Origin of the sequence: Bradyrhizobium sp. LTSP857 (assembly GCF_000938285.1) — a bacterium.
Taxonomy (GTDB): Bacteria; Pseudomonadota; Alphaproteobacteria; order Rhizobiales; family Xanthobacteraceae; genus Bradyrhizobium.
Genome location: NZ_JYMS01000006.1, coordinates 1 through 21848 on the forward strand (window position 1 = coordinate 1; position 21848 = coordinate 21848).

The 21848-nt window shown below is 59.2% G+C and carries 19 protein-coding genes; 5 read left to right on the plus strand and 14 right to left on the minus strand.

Annotation, left to right across the window (positions count from 1 at the left end):
• The first annotated feature begins 59 nt into the window (after window positions 1-59).
• The 5 genes from tnpA to UP06_RS00875 all read left to right on the plus strand — a co-directional run bounded on the left by tnpA (window position 60) and on the right by UP06_RS00875 (window position 5006).
• On the plus strand, window positions 60-455 hold the full coding sequence (gene tnpA, locus UP06_RS00850) for an IS66-like element accessory protein TnpA (RefSeq protein WP_044999804.1): 396 nt from the start codon (window positions 60-62) through the stop codon (window positions 453-455).
• Window positions 452-799 carry an IS66 family insertion sequence element accessory protein TnpB gene (gene tnpB / locus UP06_RS00855; RefSeq protein WP_044999806.1) on the plus strand — a complete coding sequence of 116 codons (348 nt, stop codon included), beginning with the start codon at window positions 452-454 and terminating at the stop codon, window positions 797-799. The genes tnpA and tnpB overlap by 4 nt, the downstream gene beginning before the upstream one ends.
• Before the next feature lie 70 nt (window positions 800-869).
• The gene (gene tnpC, locus UP06_RS00860) at window positions 870-2498 is read left to right on the plus strand and encodes an IS66 family transposase (protein ID WP_044999807.1); all 1629 of its coding nucleotides are present in this window, start codon (window positions 870-872) and stop codon (window positions 2496-2498) included.
• A gap of 374 nt (window positions 2499-2872) precedes the next feature.
• Complete coding sequence (gene pdxR / locus UP06_RS00870; protein WP_044999900.1) at window positions 2873-4339, plus strand: MocR-like pyridoxine biosynthesis transcription factor PdxR; 1467 nt, start codon at window positions 2873-2875, stop codon at window positions 4337-4339.
• A 292-nt stretch (window positions 4340-4631) separates the two neighbouring features.
• Entirely contained in the window at window positions 4632-5006 is a 375-nt protein-coding gene (locus UP06_RS00875; RefSeq protein WP_044999901.1) for a nuclear transport factor 2 family protein, read from the plus strand.
• Between the two features lie 160 nt (window positions 5007-5166).
• Here the strand turns inward: UP06_RS00875 and UP06_RS00880 are convergent, their stop codons facing one another.
• The 14 genes from UP06_RS00880 to UP06_RS00950 form a co-directional block, all read right to left on the minus strand.
• Complete coding sequence (locus tag UP06_RS00880) at window positions 5167-6789, minus strand: GMC family oxidoreductase (protein ID WP_044999902.1); 1623 nt, start codon at window positions 6787-6789, stop codon at window positions 5167-5169.
• 92 nt (window positions 6790-6881) lie between these two features.
• Complete coding sequence (locus UP06_RS00885) at window positions 6882-7730, minus strand: enoyl-CoA hydratase (protein WP_082078496.1); 849 nt, start codon at window positions 7728-7730, stop codon at window positions 6882-6884.
• Window positions 7731-7762: 32 nt separating this feature from the next.
• The gene (locus UP06_RS00890; protein WP_044999810.1) at window positions 7763-9028 is read right to left on the minus strand and encodes a CaiB/BaiF CoA transferase family protein; all 1266 of its coding nucleotides are present in this window, start codon (window positions 9026-9028) and stop codon (window positions 7763-7765) included.
• A 289-nt stretch (window positions 9029-9317) separates the two neighbouring features.
• A complete protein-coding gene (locus tag UP06_RS00895) occupies window positions 9318-10028 on the minus strand; it encodes an SDR family NAD(P)-dependent oxidoreductase (RefSeq protein ID WP_044999904.1) in 711 nt (236 codons plus the stop codon).
• 257 nt (window positions 10029-10285) lie between these two features.
• Window positions 10286-10828, minus strand: coding sequence for a UGSC family (seleno)protein (locus UP06_RS39535; RefSeq protein WP_156162694.1), 543 nt, complete (start codon window positions 10826-10828; stop codon window positions 10286-10288).
• 8 nt (window positions 10829-10836) lie between these two features.
• On the minus strand, window positions 10837-12288 hold the full coding sequence (locus UP06_RS00910; RefSeq protein WP_044999811.1) for a thioredoxin family protein: 1452 nt from the start codon (window positions 12286-12288) through the stop codon (window positions 10837-10839).
• Between the two features lie 85 nt (window positions 12289-12373).
• Entirely contained in the window at window positions 12374-13732 is a 1359-nt protein-coding gene (dctA, locus tag UP06_RS00915; protein WP_063775624.1) for a C4-dicarboxylate transporter DctA, read from the minus strand.
• A gap of 68 nt (window positions 13733-13800) precedes the next feature.
• The gene (gene trxB / locus UP06_RS00920) at window positions 13801-14793 is read right to left on the minus strand and encodes a thioredoxin-disulfide reductase (RefSeq protein WP_044999812.1); all 993 of its coding nucleotides are present in this window, start codon (window positions 14791-14793) and stop codon (window positions 13801-13803) included.
• A gap of 113 nt (window positions 14794-14906) precedes the next feature.
• A complete protein-coding gene (locus UP06_RS00925) occupies window positions 14907-15638 on the minus strand; it encodes a GntR family transcriptional regulator (RefSeq protein WP_197087095.1) in 732 nt (243 codons plus the stop codon).
• Between the two features lie 76 nt (window positions 15639-15714).
• Window positions 15715-17268 carry a class I adenylate-forming enzyme family protein gene (locus UP06_RS00930; RefSeq protein ID WP_044999814.1) on the minus strand — a complete coding sequence of 518 codons (1554 nt, stop codon included), beginning with the start codon at window positions 17266-17268 and terminating at the stop codon, window positions 15715-15717.
• Window positions 17269-17325: 57 nt separating this feature from the next.
• Complete coding sequence (locus tag UP06_RS00935; protein WP_082081200.1) at window positions 17326-18594, minus strand: acyl-CoA dehydrogenase family protein; 1269 nt, start codon at window positions 18592-18594, stop codon at window positions 17326-17328.
• 505 nt (window positions 18595-19099) lie between these two features.
• Window positions 19100-19984 (minus strand): LysR family transcriptional regulator, encoded by an 885-nt coding sequence (locus UP06_RS00940; protein WP_044999816.1) that lies wholly within the window; start codon window positions 19982-19984, stop codon window positions 19100-19102.
• A gap of 227 nt (window positions 19985-20211) precedes the next feature.
• Window positions 20212-21000, minus strand: coding sequence for a molybdopterin-binding protein (locus UP06_RS00945; protein WP_044999818.1), 789 nt, complete (start codon window positions 20998-21000; stop codon window positions 20212-20214).
• A complete protein-coding gene (locus UP06_RS00950; protein ID WP_044999819.1) occupies window positions 20990-21835 on the minus strand; it encodes a cytochrome b/b6 domain-containing protein in 846 nt (281 codons plus the stop codon). Before UP06_RS00950 ends, UP06_RS00945 begins: the two co-directional genes overlap by 11 nt.
• Between the last annotated feature and the right edge of the window lie 13 nt (window positions 21836-21848).

The following is a 21848-nucleotide window of genomic DNA, read 5'->3' on the forward strand; positions in this document are numbered from 1 at the left end:
GTCTCCCTCCGGCGAGGGCCGCCTTGTTGGATTAGTCCAATTGGTGCGTAACAGTCCTTATGGACAGCCATAAGCGCAGTACTCAGCTTGAACGGCTTGAGGTGGTCGAGACTGGTCGCCGGCGACGCTGGTCGGATGACGAAAAGCTGCGGATCGTGACCGAAAGCTTTCAAGCGCCGCGCGCGATATCGTCGACAGCAAGACGCCATGGCATATCACGTTCGTTGCTGATGACATGGCGGCGCTCGTTCGGTCCCGAGCCGATCAGCCCTCAAAGCGAGCAATCCGGCTTTGCGCGGGTCGTCCTTGCCGCTGAGGTCGAGCCGGCGGTTGCTGCCACAGCGACGAGCGGGCAGATGGTGATCGTCGTTGGCCGGGATCGTCGGGTGATTGTCGATGCGGGCGTCGATGCGGCCGCCCTGGCGCGGGTGCTGCAGGTTCTGGAGCGTCGATGATCCCAGTCTCTTCGAGCGCACGCATCTGGATTGCGACCGGCTACACTGACATGCGCAAGGGCATGCAGGGTTTGTCATTATTGGTGCAGGAAAGCCTTGGTCGCGATCCGTTCGCCGGAGATGTCTTCGTGTTCCGCGGACGCGGCGGTTCGCTGATCAAGGCCTTGTGGCACGATGGAATTGGATTGTCGCTCTACGCGAAGCGGTTGGACCGTGGCCGTTTTGTCTGGCCGGCGACGGTGGGCGGTGTGGTGGGGCTGAGCGCGGCGCAGATGAGTTATCTGCTGGAGGCGATCGACTGGCGCAATCCGCAGCACACGTGGCGGCCACAGAGCGCAGGATAGGCTCAAAAAAGTTCTGAGGTGCGGAAGAAAAGACGCCTCAAATCGCCTCTTTTGTGATTCCATCGGGGCCATGGGTGACGGCCTTGAATCGCTGCCAGACGACATCGAAACGCTGCAAGCGGCATTGATCGTTGCTCGGGCGGAGGCTGCGGCCGCCCGTGCCCGGCAGTCCGACGACCAGGCGTTGATCGCCCATCTGAAGCTGCAGATCGAGAAACTCAACCGCGACCGCCATGGTCCGCGCTCGGAGCGTACCGCGCGGCTATTGGATCAGCTTGAACTGACGCTGGAGGAGCTGGAGAGTTCGGCGACGGAGGACGAACTCGCCGCCGAAATGGCCGCGGCCAAAACCACGAAGGTGGCGTCGTTCACGCGCAAGCGGCCGTCACGCCAGCCGTTCCCGGAGCATCTACCTCGCGAGCGGGTGATCGTGCCGGGACCTGTGGCGTGCGCCTGCTGTGGCGGCGCGCGGCTGTCCAAGCTCGGCGAGGACATCACCGAGACGCTGGAGGTGATCCCGAAATCCTGGAAAGTGATCCAGCACGTCCGCGAGAAGTTTACTTGCCGTGATTGCGAGAAGATCAGCCAGGCTCCGGCGCCGTTCCATGTGCTTGCCCGCGGCTGGGCGGGGCCAAGCCTGCTGGCGATGGTGCTGTTCGAGAAGTTTGGTCAACATCAGCCGCTGAACCGGCAAGCGGAGCGCTATGCCAAGGAGGGCGTGCCGATCAGTCTGTCGACCCTGGCCGACCAGGTCGGCGGCTGCACCGCGGCGCTGGCACCTTTGTTCAAGCGCCTCGAGGCCTACGTACTGAGCGCCGAGCGATTGCACGGGGACGACACCACGGTTCCGGTCCTGGCCAAAGGCAAGACCGACACCGGCCGGATCTGGGTCTATGTGCGCGACGACAAGCCTTTTGGAGGGCAGGCCCCGCCGGGCGCGGTGTTCTATTACTCGCGCGATCGGGCCGGCGAGCATCCCCAGGCTCACTTGGCCAACTACAGCGGAATCTTCCAGGCCGATGCCTATGGCGGCTATGGCAGGCTTTACGAACCGGGCCGCAACGCAGGTCCGATCCTGGAAGCCGCGTGCTGGGTCCATGCCCGGCGGCCGTTCTTCGTGATGGCTGATCTGGCCGAGAATGCGCGTCGCAAGGCTCAGGGCAAGAGGCCGGCAGTGATCTCGCCGCTGGCGCTGGAAACAGTCCGCCGGATCGACGCCCTGTTCGAGATCGAGCGGACCATCAACGGTCAGAGCGCCGAAAGGCGCCAGGCAGTTCGCCGGGAACTCAGCGCGCCGCTCGTGGCCGATCTGGAAGCCTGGATGCGCACACAACGCGCCAAGCTCTCGCGCAGCAACGATGTCGCCAAGGCCATGGACTACATGCTCAAGCGCTGGAGCGCATTTACCCGCTTCCTCGATGACGGCCGCATCTGCCTGTCCAACAATGCGGCGGAGCGTGGCGTGCGCGGCATCGCTTTAGGTCGGAAGTCGTGGTTGTTCTGCGGCTCGGATCGCGGCGGCGAGCGGGCGGCGGTGATGTACAGCCTGATCGTCACCGCCAAGATGAACGACGTCGATCCGCAAGCCTGGCTCGCCGACGTTCTGGCGCGCATCGCCGAGCATCCCGTCCAAAGGCTCGACGAACTGCTGCCATGGAATTGGCGCTCTGCCATCCGGAACGTTGATCAAGCCGCCTGAGCCGAAAATGACCCGCGCGCGGTCTTCGCCGGATGCTTACGCAGAAGCCGGGCCGGGAGGCATTCGCTTTCCTCTTGGCGCAGCGGGCGACGCGATCGGTATCGTTTCAGGGGTGGGAAATGATCGATCAAGCAGAGAAGGCCCGCGGCACGCCCTTCGGCAAGCCGCGGGAGAAATTCACGAGAATTCCCGAAATGCTTGCAGCAAGCACCGGCCGGCCGTAGGCTTACTCTCCGGTACGACCGAGGGCTACCACCCGGGAGTGCCGAAATCCCAAATTGTCTACGAGCTTTGATCGCAACAAGCAGTTTGACAGACGCACTTACCGACAGGCCTCTTCGCTAAGTACCGGCTGTCGAACGATGGAGCAGCAGATGCAGTTGGCTCTTGAAATTGACCTATCCGCTGCGTCATTGCAAAATCAGGTTTTCAAGCAAATCCACGGTTTGATCGTGTCTGGCCGACTCAAACCCGGTGCACGCCTTCCCGGTACCCGTGCCCTCAGTGAGCAGCTCGGGGTCTCGCGCAATACAATCATACTCGCCTATGAAACGTTGACATCCGAAGGCTATCTGGAGTCCCGGGAGGGCGCCGGAACATACGTGTCGACGACGCTTCCCGACAACTCTCTCTCGGTTGCGAGTGCTTCGAACCACGATGCCACCTACCATAAGCCGGTTCACTTGTTCGTTCCGGTTGCCGACGATGCAAAGCGATCCGTGGCCGCCAGTGAAATCGTCTGCGACTTTGCACTCGAGAGCACTGATCCGGCCTGCTTTCCGCGCAGCGTATGGCGCCGCCTAACGAATTGGCGCATGCAATCGTCAAAATTCAACTTGACGTATTCCGGTACGCCCAAGGGACTTCGGGATTTGCGTGAAACGCTTGCCGTGTATCTTGGCGCTTCGCGCGGCATTTCATGCAACCCGGATCAGATCGTCATCGTCACCGGCGTTCAGCAGGCGTTGAATGTCGCCGCCCACCTGTTCGTCCGCGCGGGTACGACAGTGGCGATGGAGGCACCAGGCTGCCGGACAACAGCGGACCTTTTTCGGGCCTATGGCGCACATATAGCGCCTGTTCCTGTCGATCAAAGCGGGATCGTTGTCAGACACTTGCCGCAGTCCCGGAACGGCCTCGCCTTTGTCACTTCAGCGCGTCAGTATCCGATGGGCGTCATGCTGTCGGCTTCCCGACGCGACATTCTGCTGAGCTGGGCCGATCAAACGGACTCTCACATTGTCGAAGTCGATTTCGACACCGAGATCAGGTATCAGGGCTCACCGCCGCCACCTCTGAAGAGTCTCGATACCTACGGGCGGGTCGTCTATGTTGGCTCTTTTGCAGCTTCCATCGGCCCAGGGCTGAGAGTGGGCTACATGGTCCTACCGCCGCATCTGGTTAATCCAGCCGTTCACGCCGCTTCATTGCTTGATCACGGCTTTCCGTGCACCGGCGTTCCTTGGCTCGAGCAGGCGGTGCTGAACGATTTTATCGAAACCGGTGCCTTTGAAAAGCATCTGAGAAAAATCCGCAAAACATATATGGCGCGGCGCGACTGCTTGATTTTGGCGCTTCAAAAGCATATCGGATCCGTCCAGACAAATCCGGTACATTGCGGCACGCACTTGGTATGGGAGTTGCCGCCGGATTTGCCGAGTGCCGTCGAATTGCAGACGCTCATGCTGAAGCAGCAGATCGGCGTTTACACGTTGCGCGACCAGAATATCGGCGACGCGGATTACCTTGAGAATTGCGACAGATATCTTCTGCTGGGGTTTGCGGCACTTTCGGAGCCGGCCATCGAAGAGGGAATTTCGAGGCTCGCCAAGGTGCTTTGACGCTCTCCAAGAAATGAAGCCGGCCATGATGTCTGGCTCCTGCGCTTGCGCGAAGCAAATTGCGCGCTTACGCACCGCGCTGGAAGAGCGCCAACCTGCTCAACATTGGCCGTGAACCGGTACCATCCGCTTTGCTCGCACCGGCGCTGTGAGGAGCACTCGTGTCTCACTAGTTTGTGGTTGGAAATTGCGGGCGAGCTCCTACTGCGACGGCGCCGGCAGTTAGGGGCGCCGGCGGGCGTTTTCCACTACGGCCATGGCGCTGCTGCTAGATATCACAAGGGAGCAAAAGATGAGTGGCACGGCTACGAATTTGAGCGACTATGAAGCCATCACGAAGGTCGTTCAACACTATCTGGACGGCGCCAAGTCGGGCAAGGGAAGCGATATGAAACCCGCCTTTCACAAGGACGCTACGATCTTCGGGTATGTCGGATCCGACTTGTTTGCAGGCCCTATTCAGGGATTGTTCGACTGGAACGACAAGAACGGCGCCGCCACCGGAATCCAATCTCGCATTTCGGAAATCGACATCGTCGGCACGATCGCGAACGTGCGCCTGGAGATCGACAACTGGAAGGGATCGCGCTTCACCGACATGTTCACGCTGCTGAAGACAGATGGGAAGTGGCAAATCATGAACAAGGTCTTCCACCTTCACAGCTGATTTATGACCTGCCCAAGAGGCCTCCACGATGTCGATCTCGTGGATCGGCGGCTCTTGCAGGGTTCATTTGCAGCTCCTCTCCCGCGGAATATGACCTTTTCCGAGGAGCACCTGAACCCGGCTTCCCGCCGGGTTCTTTTTAAGGACCGTCAGCGCCGACTTAGGCATCCCACAGAACAAAGTTCGCGCCTTTGTCGGCAATCATGATTGTCGGCGTATTCGTGTTGCCCGAAGTTATCGTCGGCATCACCGATGCATCGATAACGCGCAACCCATCCAGACCGATCACGCGCAGGTGCCGATCCACAACGGCCAGCGGATCGTGCTCTAGGCCCATTTTTGCGGTGCCAACTGGATGGAAGATGGTCGTTCCGATGTCGCCGGCTGCCTTGGCAAGAGCAGCTTCGCTGTCATCGACCGACGGACCTGGGATATACTCCTCCGGGCGAAAGCGGAGAAGCGCCTGCTGCTTCATCAAGCGGCGCGTAACGCGAATGGCGTCGGCCGCCACGCGGCGATCTTCGTCGGTCGAAAGATAGTTCGGGGCAATGACAGGCTTCGCCGACGGATCCGTCGAGCGCAAGCGGATGGTGCCGCGAGAAGTCGGCCGAAGATTGCAGGCCGCAACCGTGATCGCAGGAAAGCGGTGCAACGGTTCCCCAAACTTATTGAGTGAGAGGGGCTGCACGTGGAATTCGATGTTTGCTCGATCGAAGATACGCGATGAGGTTGTAAAGATCCCGAGCTGCGACGGCGCCATGGTAAGCGGACCACGGCGAAACAATGCGTATTCGAGGCCCATGAGCGCTCGCCCAATCGGCGAGTGATAGGTCTCGTTGAGTGTCTTGACGCCATGGACCCGGTAGATCGCTCTCTGCTGCAGGTGGTCTTGCAGATTGCGGCCAACACCAGATCTGTCGGCGACAGTCGTAATGCCAAGTTCGCCGAGCCATTCCGCCGGCCCGACGCCGGATAGTTGAAGGATCTGGGGCGAACCGACCGAGCCGGCACATAGGATCACCTCGCCTTTCGCACGAACATCGGTCGTCCGTCCATGCTGCTGGAATCGGACACCCACAGCACGCTTGCCGTCGAAAAGCACCTTCTCGACCAAAACGCCTGTTTCGAGACGCAGGTTGGCACGATGAAGTACCGGCTTCAGGAACCCGCGCGCCGACGACCAGCGAAAGCCGCGCTTCTGATTGACGTGGAAGTATCCCACACCGGTATTGTCTCCGGTGTTAAAATCGGTCGTTGCCGGGATGCCCATCTCGACGGCCGCTTTCGCAACATTGTCGAGGATATCCCACCGCACGCCGGGGCGTTCCACACGCCACTCGCCGCCAACTCCATGATGTTCAGTTTCACCCAGGAAATGATCATCAAGGCGTTTGAACACCGGACGGACATCGTCCCAACCCCAGCCGGTGAGACCGAGTTGGCGCCAGTGATCATAGTCTGACGCCTGACCGCGCATCGAAATCATGGCATTGATCGCGGACGAGCCGCCGATCACCTTGCCGCGGGGATATTTAAGGGACCGCCCGTTCAGCCCCGCTTCGGTTTCTGTCTCGAACATCCAGTCCGAACGTGGATTGCCGATCGCAAACAGATAACCAACCGGAATGTGAAACCAGATCCAGTTGTCCTTGCCACCGGCTTCCAGGACAAGAACCCGCTTCCCTTTATCGGTCGACAATCGATTGGCGACAACGCAGCCGGCAGACCCGGCTCCCACGACAATGTAGTCATAGTCGCCATCCAGTTCACTGCTGGAAACCACCGTCTTCTCCAATTGTTGAGGGGTTGCGGTACCCCGCGCGCGAGCCCTTGCACGTCCGGATCACAGACCGAAGCACCCGGAACAGTGAGCAGTCAGCGGTGGCGGAAGACCGGCGCCCGCTTGTTGACGAAGGCGTTCATGCCTTCCTTCTGCCCTTCGGTCGCAAACGCTGCTTGAAACAGAAGACGCTCATGCCGCAACCCTTCCGAAAGGGGCCCTTCGAACGCCCGATTAACGGCTTCCTTGGCCATTTTGACGGCCGGCGCGTTGTAGCCGGCGATCGTATGCGCGGCCTCCAGCGCAACTTGCATGAGATCGCTGCTCGGCACGACACGCGCAACGAGACCGACAGCCTTCGCCTCGGCGGCCCCGATGGTGCGGCCGGTCAGAACAAGATCCATGGCAAGCGATTTGCCGACCGCACGTGTTAGCCGCTGTGACCCTCCAATACCGGGCAAGATACCGAGCTTGATCTCCGGTTGTCCGAATTGTGCGTCTTCCGACGCAATGATGAAGTCGCAAAGCAGCGCCAGCTCGCAACCGCCACCAAGCGCAAACCCGCCGACCGCCGCTATGATCGGCTTGGAAATGGATTTGACGTCATCCCACGGTCCGAGAAAGTCTTTCATGTAGAAATCGGTGAAGGGCTTCTCGGCCATTTCCGCAATGTCCGCTCCGGCCGCAAAGGCGCGCGCGCTGCCGGTGATCACGACCGCTCCGACCCGATCGTCGACATCGAAGGCTTTCAATGCCGCCAATGTCTCGATCGCCAGTTGCCCGTTCAGGGCGTTCAAACTCTTTGGCCGATTCAAGGTAATGAGGCCCACACGATCGCGGCGCTCCACGATAATCGTCTGCGGCGAACTCGTCTCGGGTGTTGCGGCCGGCGGTTCTGAAGGGGATGGGCTGTCTTTGCGGATGGGGGCGACAGTATTGCTCATGGCCTGTTTCCTACGTTTGGGGGATGCCCGTGTCATTCGGCCGCTCGCGGCAGCGAGCCGGACGCATCGATTTCGTCGGGGATGACGTCACCGGCCGCCGCGTTCGCGTAGGCGCCATGTGTAGCCATGAGCTCGTTCAGAATTGCTTCGCGGTGCTGATTGAGGCCCGGCGAGCGGGCGGGCGTTTCGACATCGTTCTCGGCGTATCCGGTCAGTCGGATCGGGTTGCCGGCGGTACGGATATGACGGGTACCCACACCTCTGACCTTCACGATCATGTTCCGGGCCTTGAGCTGCGGGTGATCGAACAGCTTGTCGATCGTGTTGATCGGAGAGCAGGGGACGCCGGCCTCATTAAGCTTTGCAACCCAGTGCTCAACAGGCTCGCGCGTGGTGACCGCCTCGATCGCCGCGATCATGGCGGGACGATTGCTGCATCGCAGATCATTGCTTATGAAACGTGGATCTAGTGCCAACGCGGGCGATCCAAGCGCGTCTGCTATCAGCATGAAAAGCGTGTCGTTGCCCGCGGCTATGATGACGCGTCCGTCCTTTGCGGCGAAGCTTTCGAACGGAGCCAATGAAGGGTGACTGTCGCCGGTGCGGCCAGGTATCTTACCTTCCACGTCATAGCGTGCGAGTGCCGTCTCCATCAGCGCCGCCTGGCAGTCAAGCATGCCGATATCCACACGCGCTCCCTGGGCATTTTGCACGCGTTTGAAGAGCGCGGAGAGGATGCCGACAGTCGCGAACAGAGCGGCACCGAGATCGCCAAAACTGGTCCCAACGCGCGAGGGCGGCCCGTCAGGCCATCCTGTTAAGCTCATCACACCGCCCATCGCTTGCACGACCATGTCGTAACCGGGCAGATCACTGAAGGGCCCCGTATGGCCAAATCCCGAAATCGACGCATAGACGATGTGCGGGTGAGTTTTGGCGAGCCGTTCGGCGCCATAACCAAGCCGGTCCATGACGCCGGGACGAAAGTTCTCGACGACCACATCGGCCTTGTCCAGCAGCCGCTCAAGCAATTCCCTGTCGCGCGGCGACTTGATATCGAGAACGATGCTCTCTTTGCCGCGATTGAAGCACATGAAGTAGGCCGACTCGCCGTCGACGAACGGACCGAACGCGCGCGTATCGTCACCGGTGCCGAACTTCTCGATCTTGATAACGCGCGCACCGAGATCGGCCAGGACCATGGTGCAATACGGTCCGGCCAAGACCCGCGAGAAATCAAGAACTGTAATGCCTTCGAGAGGCCCCTTTTTTGAAGCCTGAATAGGTGTGCCCTGCATAGTACCTCCTCCCAAGACGCTGGCCGGCGTGCTCTCGTCGCGAACAAACACTGAGAATTTCGGTCCGTTGGAGTCCGCGTCGGCTCGTTTTCCGCCCTTCCGGCCCGGGGTCGCCAACGCCGAACTGATGGCATCCCAGCTCAAAGCGGCGAACCGAGACTATCAAATCGGGACGCTTGCCCGGTGAAGTACCGGTCCAGTCGAAAGGCCTGAGTCCGCCAATACCCCTCCGGGGTCCAGCTCGTAGAAGCGGACCGGAGAACTAGTACCGGCCGCCACTCCATAGAGGTCAGCGACCGGCGCTCTGGCCGCCGTCGACGTGCAAAATCTCGCCGGTGACGAAGGGAGCGTTTTCGAGAAAGAGGATCGCGTCGACGATATCCTTGATTTCTCCCATCCGCCCGACGGGATGCTGCTTGGCAAGGAACTCATACTTTTCGGGAGCATGCATTGGCGTCTTCATGACACCAGGAGCGACGGCGTTAACCCGGACTCCCTTTTTTGCATACTCGATCGCGAGCGACTTCGTGGCCGCGTTTAGCCCACCCTTGGTTAGCGAGGCGAGGACCGAGGGAACATTGCTGTTGGCGTGATCGACGAGGCTGGTCGTAATCTGCACGATATGGCCGGAGCCTTGCTTCAACATTTCGGCCGCGACTCGTTTGGTGATCCGGAAGAAGCCTCCAAGATTGACCGCAACGATCGAAGCATAATCTTCCTCGGTATAGTTGATCAGCGGCTTGGCGATGAATATCCCCGCATTGTTGATGAGGGTGTCGATACGTCCGAAACGTGCCAAGCCTTCCTCGACGATGCGATCAGCCGTCTTGGGATCCGCGACGTCGCCCGCGATCGTCAAGATGTCCGGATCCGTGCTGGGCTTGATGGAGCGTGAGTTGGCAATCACACGGTAATTGTGGTCGCTATACGCCTTCACGAGCCCGGCGCCGAAGCCCTGCGATGCGCCGGTGATGACGACGACCTTCTGCTCTGTACCCATGCCTGCCTCATTCATCAGCGGACGACGTCATTACCACCCGCCAGACGGTCCACGTCTGATCCCACAAACCTAGTGCGAGTTGGGCACGCGCCGAATGGCCGTCATCCGGCAGGTTCTGTTCCAGAAACTGGAACAATGGGTAGCCACACTAGAAGCCGCCGAGGCCGCCGTTTTTCGTTCAAGGAGCAGGTGGCCGCCCGCCGAACTCAGCCAGGAGCCGAGTTCGGCAATCGCAGTCCTTCAATTCACGCGACCCCTTAGGCCGTTTCGCGCATTTTCGGCTTGGACTGATCACGTGCGATCATCTGCAGAATCTCATCTACCGCGGCTTCGGCCCACCGATGGAGCTCTGCCGTGGTTCTATTCTGAAGCGGATGCGCCACGTACACCGCGGCACCATCCAGACCGATCGATGCTTTCTGGGACTCGAACGCCTGCCGAAATTCAGTCGTCAGGACACTAACGCCGGCAAGGCCTTTCTTATCGAGATCATTCAAATCATGCGTGGAGCATGACGTGCACGATCCGCAGTCCGACAGCGCAATGATGACTGCATCACAATTTTCGGCAATGTCCTTGATCATTTCACGAGGGGCGACCCGGGTATTTGTGGGCTTCTTGTATCTGAGGGTCTTGATGCCGCGTCCGGCGCAAAGCTGTTCGAGACGGTCGATGAACTCGTCGCCACGCATCTTCCCGATATCCATGAGCGCGATTGTCTTACCGCCGACGGTCTCGAGCGGGGCTACACGATCCCGCAACGCCGAGGCCGACTCGGCCGTGGGGTCGCGGAAACTCACTCCGTATCTCATATGGTAATCTCCCTGGTGACTGGCTTTGATTCATTCCGGAAACGGCCACCGGTCCAGCCGGCGCAGATCGCTGAGAACAAGCCCGCCTGTCCGCCAGCCTGAACGATCAGGAGGCCTTCGGGCCAGAACTTGTTGACCATTTCGTCGACCCGCTTTCGGTCGATACCTTCGCCGACACCATGTGCGCCTTGGATCACATCCTTTCCGGGACGTACCATTGCCCTGTGAAGCTCCTCGGTGATACGTCCGCGGTCCCATCCGGCTTCGCGGAAGATCGCATAGTGCTCGGGCACCAGAACCAGCATGGCGTTTGTGAATTCGCACAGCTTGGGATGTCCGACCGCGAGCAAGGACATGGCCAGCGATTTCGTGAGTTCTTCGGGAGTTCGGGATCGCTGGTCTAGGAACCCTTGAATTCCGTCACCTTGGAAAAGCGTAACCGCATTCTTGTCACGCCCGATCCCACGCGCGACTGAGAGCGGCATCCATGTTGGATCGGACTCATCCTCCGCGAAGCAGAATGTATATTTACCGGGACCTCCCAGCACTGCACGGTCGAGCTCTCCCGGGCGGCCGCCCCCGACATTGCGAATGATCAGTTGAAGCGCCCGGCCGATCGTTGCGTTGGCGCGGTTACCCTGGCCAAGACAATTGATGCCGGAGTTCATGCCGATCTCGCGAGCGATCGGTCCATTTACAACGACAATAGGGCCCGAAAAGCATGTCGTGCACAACAGACCGTGCATCGTGAAGAGCGGATCCAACGCTGCCTCGAGTGCGCTCAGAACGACCGGCATATATTCGGGCCGGCAGCCGGCCATCACCGCGTTGATCGCGACCTTCTCGACGGTGATGGGTGAGAGATTGGGGGGAACGTCGCCGATGATCTCGTCGGGCTTGCGTGTCGTCCCTTCAAGCATGCGCAAAATGCGAAGGTCGGTCGGTGGAACTACCGGCAGCCCGTCGCTGAAACCGCGATCGAAGCAAACTTCGATGTCGTCATCCCACTCGCCGAGCCGGATCTGCCGCGACTTGTAGTCAAGCTTGCCGTACTTAGCGCGCAAGGCGTCGTGAACGCCCGGCTCCCGTGATTTCGAGCCGCACCCGGGCCGCATGTCCGGCAAGCCCTCTCCGAGAGCTTTGAGACCCGTAATCGTCTCCCAATCATGACGATTCCAACCGTAGGTTCGCGCGATCTCCTTACCATCTTTCATGCGGACGAGTGTCGGAACGGCTTCGATATCGAACGAGAAAGATGATTCGAGCGACGTATCGTCAATTGCTGCGACGCACGACGGAAAGGTCGGATCGTCCTGCGTATAGATGACGATCGGTAGGTTGTCGGCAATCTGCCCAAATACCGGTTCGACCATTTGGCAGGTCTCGCATTCGCGTTTGGCGAAGATCACAACACCATCCTGCTGTCGCTCGCTGATATCCACGGTCATGGTCTCCCTACTCTTAGATCGGGGTGTCCACTCGCGATTGCCGCAAGATCACCGCCCTTGGTCAATTACAAAGTCGACGCTATTTTTAGTCCGGCTGCGGCGATATCATCGACGCCGCCGGGACCACCTCTTGGTCGGCAGAAGTCACAAAGGGTTTGAGGTTAAATTTCACCCCCGCACCAAACCGCTGCGCATAAGCAGAATCGGCCTGCACCGGATCGAATTCTGCGCTCATTTTTGAAACAACGACGGTCGCGACGCCATTTCCGATGATGTTCGTCACGGATCTGGCTTCCGACATGAAGCGATCGATGCCAATCAGCAACGCGAGCCCCTCCACGGGCAACACATGCGTGGCAGAGAGTGTCGCTGCGAGAACCACAAACCCCGATCCTGCGACCGAGCCGGACCCCTTGGAGGTGATGAGAAGCAACAGCAGAAGTCCGATCTGTTGCAATACGGTCATTTCGATCCCATAAGCCTGCGCAATAAAAAGAGCAGCCATCGAAAGGTAGATCGCAGTGCCATCGGCATTGAACGAGTAACCGATCGGAAGGACGAGTCCGACGCTCGATCGTGAACATCCCAACTGTGAAAGCTTGTCCATCAGCCGCGGCAGCACGCTTTCTGAGGAGCAGGTCCCGAGGACGATGAGGGCCTCGTCGGCCATGTAGCGCAGAAAGCGAACGAAGCTGAAGCCATTCAATCGGGCAACCGCGCCGAGCACGACGAACATGAAGATGATGCAGGTCGCGTAGACGGCAACCAGCATATGGCCCAGGACAAGGATTGATCCGAGGCCGTAGCGGCCAACGGTAAACGCCATGGCGCCGAATGCGCCGATTGGCGCGAGCCGCATGATCATCCCGACGATCTTGAACAGAATATCGTTCGCGGACTGGGCCACCAAAACAAAGGGCCTCGCTCGATCACCGACCAAAACGGCCGCACAGCCGAACAATACTCCGAAGAAGACGATTTGGAGCAGATCGCCCTTCGCAAAAGCCGCCACCGCGTTGTCAGGAACGATGCCAGACAGGAAGTCGAAAAAATAAGACCCGACGGGAGCCGCTTTATATTTAGATATGTCGACGGCCTGGCTACCGACGGCAGCCTTGTCGAAGCCGGCGCCCGGCTTCAGGACGTTCATAACGATCATGCCGACGACCAGAGCAATCGTCGAGACTACCTCAAAGTAGATCAGCGCTTGTCCGCCCACGCGCCCCAACCGACGCAAGTCACGCACTTCCGCAACGCCGATAACGATCGTGAGAAACGCGATTGGCGGAATGACCATCTTGATCAACTTGATGAAGATGTCGCTCAAGATCTGCATCGAGACCCCGACAGCGGGCCAAAGCACACCCAGGGTCGCGCCCAACAAGAGTGCCAGCAAGACCTGCACGGTGAGATTCTTCGAGAGCCTTCCGAGCAATGTCGTCATCTGAGCTTTCTCTTTGGGGGGTGCTTGCACGGAATGCCGGATTAACGATGAAGGAAAGCGTCTCCTGGCTAGGCCACCGGCTGGGGGATTCCAACGGGCGGTCGGTTCGCGGCGTGTGACGCGCGATCGGCTAGATATTTTTCTGCTTCGAGCGCCGCCATGCAGCCCATGCCAGCTGCGACGACGGCCTGCTTGTAACGGTCGTCGCTCACATCACCCGCCGACCAGACGTTCTTGCGCGACGTCGCCGTCGACCACGGAGCAATCTTGATGTAGCCGTCATCAGTCATGTCCAACTGGTCTCGAAAGAGCGACGTCGCGGGGTCATGACCGATGGCCACGAACGCGCCGTCGACCGCGATCACAGATTCAGTTCCCGTTGTTCTGTCGTGCAGCCGGAGTCCGGCCAGGCGGGGTGATGGCTCATCTTTTCCGAGGAAAGCGACGATCTCGGTATTCCACATCACGTCAATCTTCGAGTGGCCGAAGAGACGATCCTGCATGATCGGCTCGGCGCGCAGGCTGTCGCGCCGATGAACCAGCGTTACCTTGGAAGCGTGATTGGTCAGATAGAGAGCTTCTTCGACGGCCGTATTGCCGCCTCCTATGACGACGACCTCTTTGCCGCGATAGAAGAATCCATCGCAAACGGCACAAGCCGAGATGCCGTAGCCCGAATAGTCGGCTTCGCCGGGACGACCGAGCCATTTTGCCTGCGCGCCCGTCGCGATGATCAGAGTGTCCGCCAGATAAACATCGCCGGAGTCGCCTTGGGCGACGATTGGATCCTGCGAAAGGTCGACCGAAGTGATGGTGTCGTAGATGATGCCGGTGCCCACATGCTCGGCCTGCCGCCGCATTTGATCCATGAGCTCCGGCCCTTGGACTGCCTCGGCAAACCCGGGAAAATTTTCGACGCCCGTGGTCGTGGTGAGCTGTCCGCCTGGCTGTATCCCTGTGACCAGCACCGGATTGAGATTTGCCCGAGCCGCGTAAATCGCGGCCGTATAGCCGGCAGGCCCCGCACCGATGATCAGGACCTTCGTCTCGAATCTGGCCACGCGAATACCTCACAAACTGGAATTCCAGTTTATGGCAAATGTAATATTTCACGTCAACTGGTATTCCAGATTGGTCTACGCAACGCCTCGATTACGAGGGCCTCGGTTTGCCATCACTTCAGCGGGCCGACGATGCGCATGGCAAGTTGCTGGACGATCTTCAAATGCGAGGTGAGCTCTTCATTCGCCTCAGCGATGCGGCCCGTTATCGTCAAATCGACGATCCGCCGATGCTGCTCCACCGCTCTGCGCATCCGCTCAAGGTCGGGAGGCAACCGATGGCGAATGGCATCGAGCTTATGCGTGATGATTTGATATGCTTGGGTCAGGAGAGGGTTTTCCGCTGCGTGCACAAACGCCTGGTGGAATGCCGAGTCCATTCTCTCGGCCTCTTCGACGTCCTTCGCCTCAACTGCCAACGCACCGCCAGCAATCTGTTTCGAAACCGCACTGGCGAGCCGCTCGGGATAATCCGTAAGAATGCGAAGGGCGCCTAGCTCGAGGATCGTGCGCATCTCACACAAGGCACGCACGGACTCCTCGTCCAAGACCATAACGAACGTCCCACTCTGGGGGCGGATCACCACCAGTCCTTCTCGCGCGAGGCTGGCAAGAGCCTCTCGCACCGGCGTTCGGCTGATCCCTAGAGACGACGCGAGCACGCGATCGGACAGCTTCTCGCCGAATCCGAATGTTCCACGGATGATACCTTCGCGGATCGTCTTCTCCGCTTGCGCGCTCAGATCTACAGTTTGGTCCATAAATCTGGCATACCAGAGCCTCAGATCGAGAGCAATGAACGGGCGCACCATTTGACTTAACCGCCGTTCTAACGCGCCGCTCATGCACATCGACATCGTAAGTCATCTATGACCGATGTCGCCAACCGACGCGGGTGACCGAGATAGCTTCATTCGACGTTTACTGCTTGGCCTGACGAACCGAAGCAGCCAACTTGCTTTTCAGGATCTTTCCCGTGGCTGTTGCCGGTAGGCTTTCGAGCCTGATGATCTGCGACGGCCGCTTATAGGACGTCAGAAGAGGATTTATATACTCCGCCAAGTCGTCAACGGTCGTTTCCGCGTCCGATTGCAGCTGTACGAACGCTATGACTTCCTCATTGCCCGGGACCGGCTTTCCCACAACCGCGGACTGAATGACCGCTGGGTGGGAGTTTAGAACCGCCTCTACTTCGGCTGGGTATACATTGAAGCCTGACCGAATGATCATTTCCTTTGCCCGCCCCACGATATACAGGCAAGCATCGTCGATACGGCCAAGGTCCCCCGTATTGAACCATCCCCCACCGTCGATGGCCGCGGCGGTCAGCTCGGGTGCGTGATAATAACCCAGCATGACGTTCGGTCCGCGGACGTGCAGCTCGCCGACCTCGCCCGCAGCTGCAATCGAGCCATCCAATCTGACGATACGCCCTTCCACGCCCGCAACGAACGAGCCCACGGTCTGATCACTTTTCGGCTCATCAGGACGAACGCTTGAGATGGTCGGCGAGCACTCCGTTGTCCCGTAGCAGTTCAACAGTGGGACTCGGTATCTCTCTTCGATACGCGATTTCAGTGTGAGATCCAGCGGCGCGCCGGCAACCATTAAGTGCTTGAGGACGCCGCAATCATCGCGCATAGCGCCGAAGGCATCTTCGTATTCCAGCAATCTTTGAAACGTCGCGGGGACTCCGCCGAGTATTGATACCTCCCCACTCGATATTGCTTTTGAAACAAGCGCCGGCTCGAATCTACGGACTAGGCGGCCGGTTGCGCCCATCATCATGGACATCAGCAGAAACGTGAACCCGGCGATGTGTGAGATTGGAAGAACAATATAGAGCTGGTGGCCGATCCCTCGGGCCTCATACAAAGCGTTTGTTCGCGCGCTAAAGAGAAGGTTCTGATGCGTGAGCATAACTCCTTTTGGAGTTCCCGTGGTGCCCGATGTGTAAACAAGAATAGCAACTTGCTTATGCCCGTCTTCCTCGACGCGCTCCGGACGCGCGGCCACGTTGATTTCGGACGCAGCGATCTCGGCAAAACCGACGATACCGGCGGACTTTGCGTTGTAAGACACCGCGTGCGTTGCAGCCTCAGGAGACACGCCGGAGGCGAACAGAACCAAGCGCGCGCCGCTGTGCTCTCGGATTTGCTCCAGCTCCCGTTGCGAAAGCCGCGGGTTGACAATTATTGCCCATGCATCGAGCCGGCTCATGGCCAGTAAAAGGACGGCGGCCGCGGCGCAGTTCTCGCTGACAATCATCGCGCGATCGCCGGCGCGTACCCCCAGTTCGCCCAATCGCGTAGCCGTATCCATCGAGGATCGCCTTAGCTCCTCAAATGTCAGTGCATTCGCATGGTCGATGACGGCGGGTTGCTTCGGCGCAATGGCCGCTTGGTTATCTACCGCCAAGTGAAGACGACGCGGCAACTCCGCGATGATGTCATCGATACTAAGCGAATGAGCCACGCACTACCTCCCCGCGACCGGCCTTTGCGCTATTCGGCGCGGAAGCTCCATTGAAACCTACAAAGCTTGATTTACGCGCGGCCGAAGAGACCTTGCGATGACAACATTCTGTATCTCAGTTGTTCCATCCAGGTACTGGGCAGCTTTAGCGCCAGCGAGATGGCGCGAGATAGGTGTCTCGGCCAAGAGTCCACGCGCACCACTGAGCTGCATGCATTGAGCGACCGCGCTCAACGCTACTTTTGTAGAAAATTTCTTGGCGTGCGCAGCATCAATTGTCGCCCGCTCCCCTCGATCAAGCTTCGATGCAGCAGCCTTGAAGAGCAGCTCTGAGGCCGAAAGATCTGTGGCGACGTCGGCCAGCATCCATTGCACCCCTTGAAAGTCGATCGTCCTTGAACCAAACGCCGAACGCTCGGCCGTTGCCTCTATTGCGAATGCGAGGCTTGCTTCCATCATTCCGCAACACATAGCGCTAACCAGCGTGCGCGCGACATCAATCCCGCTCATCGCCCGTTTGAACCCTTCACCGGGATGAGCAAAAAGCGCTTCATGGGGCACGAAGCAGTCGGCGAGTTCGACGCCGGCAAGACCCATGGAATGGCACCCGACGAGGTCATACGGAGCCGTGATGGAGAGGCCTGGACATTCCCTCTCGATGAGAAAGGCGGCAATGCCTGCCGGCCCCGTTCCAGAGTCGGTCTGGGCGTATACGAGAAAGAGATCTGCGGACGTGGCATTGGTAATCCATGCCTTGGATCCGCTTATGCGCCAGCCCCCTTTGTCAGGCGTCGCTGTCGTCCGCATGGCGGCCGCATCAGAGCCTGCTGAGGGCTCGGTTATGCATACGGACAGTATCAGCTCTCCGGATAGTACAGAGCGAAGGTATCGCGCGATCTGAGCCGGCGATCCTTGCTCCGATATCGATCCAGCAACCGCGCTGTGCACCGCCAAGCTGAACGCGAACGCGAAGTCCGCGGAGGCTAGGATTCGCAGGACGGCTCCTGTGGACGAATAATCGAGACCCAGGCCGCCAAACTCAGCACCGATTCTAATTGATCCAATTCCCGCATTGATCGCTTCACGGATTTCGGCCGTGGCCATCGCGCGCGACTTCTCCCAAACAGGGGCTCTCGGCAATATCCTCGTCCGAGCGAACTCCTCCGCGATCGTTATTATGTTCATCAATCTTCCATAGGAAGCTGCGGGCCTGGTCACGTCCGCTGGTCGGGTTGGCGCTTGAGGTTCTGAACAGCATTCAGCCGCGATAGGTAGGCGGGCTGAGGATGCTGGGTGCGGAATTTTCCGGCGCGTTCGAACTCCCATCGGGTTGCTATTAGATCCCGCCGTCTTGACGGCAGCCTTCGCGTTCCCGCAAAATTTTCGATCAGGCCTGTTCAGAGCTAGGCAGTCACCGGCGTCACCATCAAGCGCATTTTTGAGATAGATATATCTCTATTGGAGATAAGTGGAGGGCCGACATCGTTCTCCATGCCGTCCATTGCATGAGATGCCCGGATACACGGCGTTCTTGCAGTGTCTTTCAAAATTTGCGCGCGTTGTCACGTTTGACAAGCGTGGACAGGGGCAGCCGATGCACTCGCAAAAGACGCCCCGCGAGAGCGCGACGTCTCTCACGGCAAGTCCAACGTGATCGATGCCGATCGTCAAAGGGGCATCATCCAGCATTCAGACAACCTCCTGATATCGTTGACTTGGTGTCCGGCACACTAAATCTACCGCCCCGCGATTATGTTCGAACGGACGGTGGGCGGAAGCTTCTGTTCGGAAACGCGAAACCGTGCCGAACGACGTGAAAAAGGCAAACCGTTTAACCCGTGAACTCCCGGCGTGCCGCGCGCACACTCGCCACGATGTGCGCATGCACCTCCGAAACCCTGCGTGTATGGTGCGTGTCGGGATGCGAAATCAGCCAATAGTTTCGCACAAAGCGAACCTCAGGCAACAACCGCTTGAGCTCCGGAAACCGTCGCGCGGCGTAGTCGTGAAGTATGCCCACGCCGTGACCGCCCCTCACCGCCTCCATCTGCGCCACAACGCTCCCGCACTCGTAGTGCCTCGTCATGACTTTTCCGAGTGAGGACGCGTAGTCGAGCGCTCGGCTGTAGACGAAATCCTCAACATGCGTCACGAAAAGATGGCCGGCGAGATCGGCTTGCTTTCGGATTGGTCCTAAGCGCTTCAGATAGCTCTCTGCACCGTAAACACTGAGCGTGTAGTCCGTAAGCTTCTTGACAATCAGGCGCCCTTGCTTCGGACGGTCCAAGGTGATCGCAATGTCGGCCTCCCGCCTCGATAGCGAGAATGTTCGCGGCAGCGGGACAAGTTGAATGAGCAGGTCGGGGTGCTGCGCGGCAAGCGCACCGAGGTGGTTGGCTAGAAAGTAGTTCCCCAATCCATCAGGAGCGCCGACGCGGACCGTGCCAGAGATGGCGTCCGATGATCGGCCAAGTTGGGTGCCGACCTGAAGGAATTCGGATTCGGCACGCTCCGCCGCAGCGACGAGGGCCTCGCCTGCGCTTGTCAGGACACAGCCCGTTGTACGCCGTTCGACCAACCGGGTTTTCAGTTCCTGCTCAAGCGCGGTGAGTTGCCGTGCAACGGTCGCGTGGTTTACACCCAAGCGCCGAGCGGCACCGAGAATTTGACCCGTGCGGGCGACCTCTAGGAATATGCGGATGCGGTCCCAATCCATCGAGTTCAATTCCCGCAAGCACACTACGAATTTTTTCAATGATGTGGAGATTTCAACATTCCATATCGAATCTATGGAAGCAAGCAGGCTACGCCTGCGTCGCCAAAGCGAAAGATGACAGTCGGGAGCTTGCAGTATTGGTCACTGCGACGTCCGGTGCCTACCTCGCGGCCTTACCCGCGGAAGGAGGCTTGGATACCGGCGGCTTATGATAAATACGGAGTCGCTCAGATCCCGGCATACCACTCATAGCCGCGATCTTCCCAATAGCCGCCTTGGCCGCCATGCAGACCAGAGAGGCTTTGCACTAGTTCGATACGCATGATGTATTTGGCCATCTTGTAACCGAGCTGCCGCTCGACGCGCAATCGCAGCGGTGCACCGTGGCGGACGGTCAGCGGTGTGCCGTTCATGTCATAAGCGAGGATCGTCTGCGGATGCGCAGCATCGATCAGATCGATGCTCTCATAGTAGCGGATCTTCTCGGGATAGGCAGATTCGCCGCCATCGTCCAAGGTGTCGGCGCAATGGAATACGGCAAAGCGTGTCTCTGGTCTCACGCCAGCGCGCAACAGGAGTTCCGAGAGCGGCACGCCGGACCATTTGGCTATGCAGCTCCAGCCTTCGACACAATCATGCCGGGTGATCTGGGTCCGGGTGGGCATGGCACGCAATTGCTCAAGCGACAGCGACAGTTCGTGCTCAACGAGGCCATGAACCTTCAGGCGCCAATCGGTGAAATGATTGCCGACGAGCTTGAGGTAGTCCTCGTCCTGCGGATCAATTGAACCATTGGGACGAAACGCCGGGGAGATGTCGGCCTCACTATATTCGGGCGCGAGCCGATGAGCCCCAATGAGGAAGCGCTGCATTTTATAAGTGAGGCTGCTTGCGGCATTGAGGACAGAACGGACGCGCGGTGCGACGGCGACGCGGTCACAGCCCGACAAAGCGAGGCCACTAGTTGCCGCAAATGCCCACAACAAATCGCGACGCCGTGGATGTTCAAGCGACATCTGGCGTCCTCGGATTGCCGAGATCGTACCAGCCGGTGATCATTGAGCGCAGATTGTTCCAGACACCCGAGGCCAGCACCATCATGAGATGTACAATAACGAAAAACGTGAGGCTCGATGCGACGAAGAAGTGGATCAGCCGCGCCGATTGGCGCCCGCCGAACAGCGTGAGCAGCTGCGGCACGGCGCTGTCAATCCCGGGCGACATCGTAAGGCCCGTGAGGATCATCAACGGGAACAGGACGAAGACGACCGACAGATAGGTCAGCTGCTGCAGCACATTGTACCGCCTCGCCGCTGCACCGCGTGGGAAGCGCAGGCGCAGATGCTCAAGGACCTCCCTCCCGACATGGCTGAGTTCGCGGCGGCTGGGGAAAAGATCTCGGTCAAAGTGCCGCCTTACGGTGCCCCAGGCAAAATAGACGAGACCATTCAGAACCAGCAGCCAGGCAAAGAAAAAATGCCAACGCCGGCCAGTCGCCAGATCCTGGTTGCTCGGGATCGTGATCCAGCTTGGAAAGGCACGCCGTGAGATTTGGCCGTCCTCGCTCGAGATGCCGAGTACGCCTGACGTATCGAAGGAATGGCCAGCGATCATTGTCTCTCCAACGAGGCCGTCCTCGGACAGGCGCGCTTGGATCGACATAGCTGGATGGTCAAAGTCCGATCGCTCGCCTAAATAGAGCGCCGGGTGGGCATTAAAGATCTGCAGTCCGCTCATCAGGAGCAGTGTGAAGCAGACCGCGTTGATCCAATGCGTGACACGCACCAGCGCGGCATGGCGGAGGTACCAGCGCTCGGCGACAGGCCGATCAGTGCTGGGAACGGTGGCCATATCATGCTCCGGC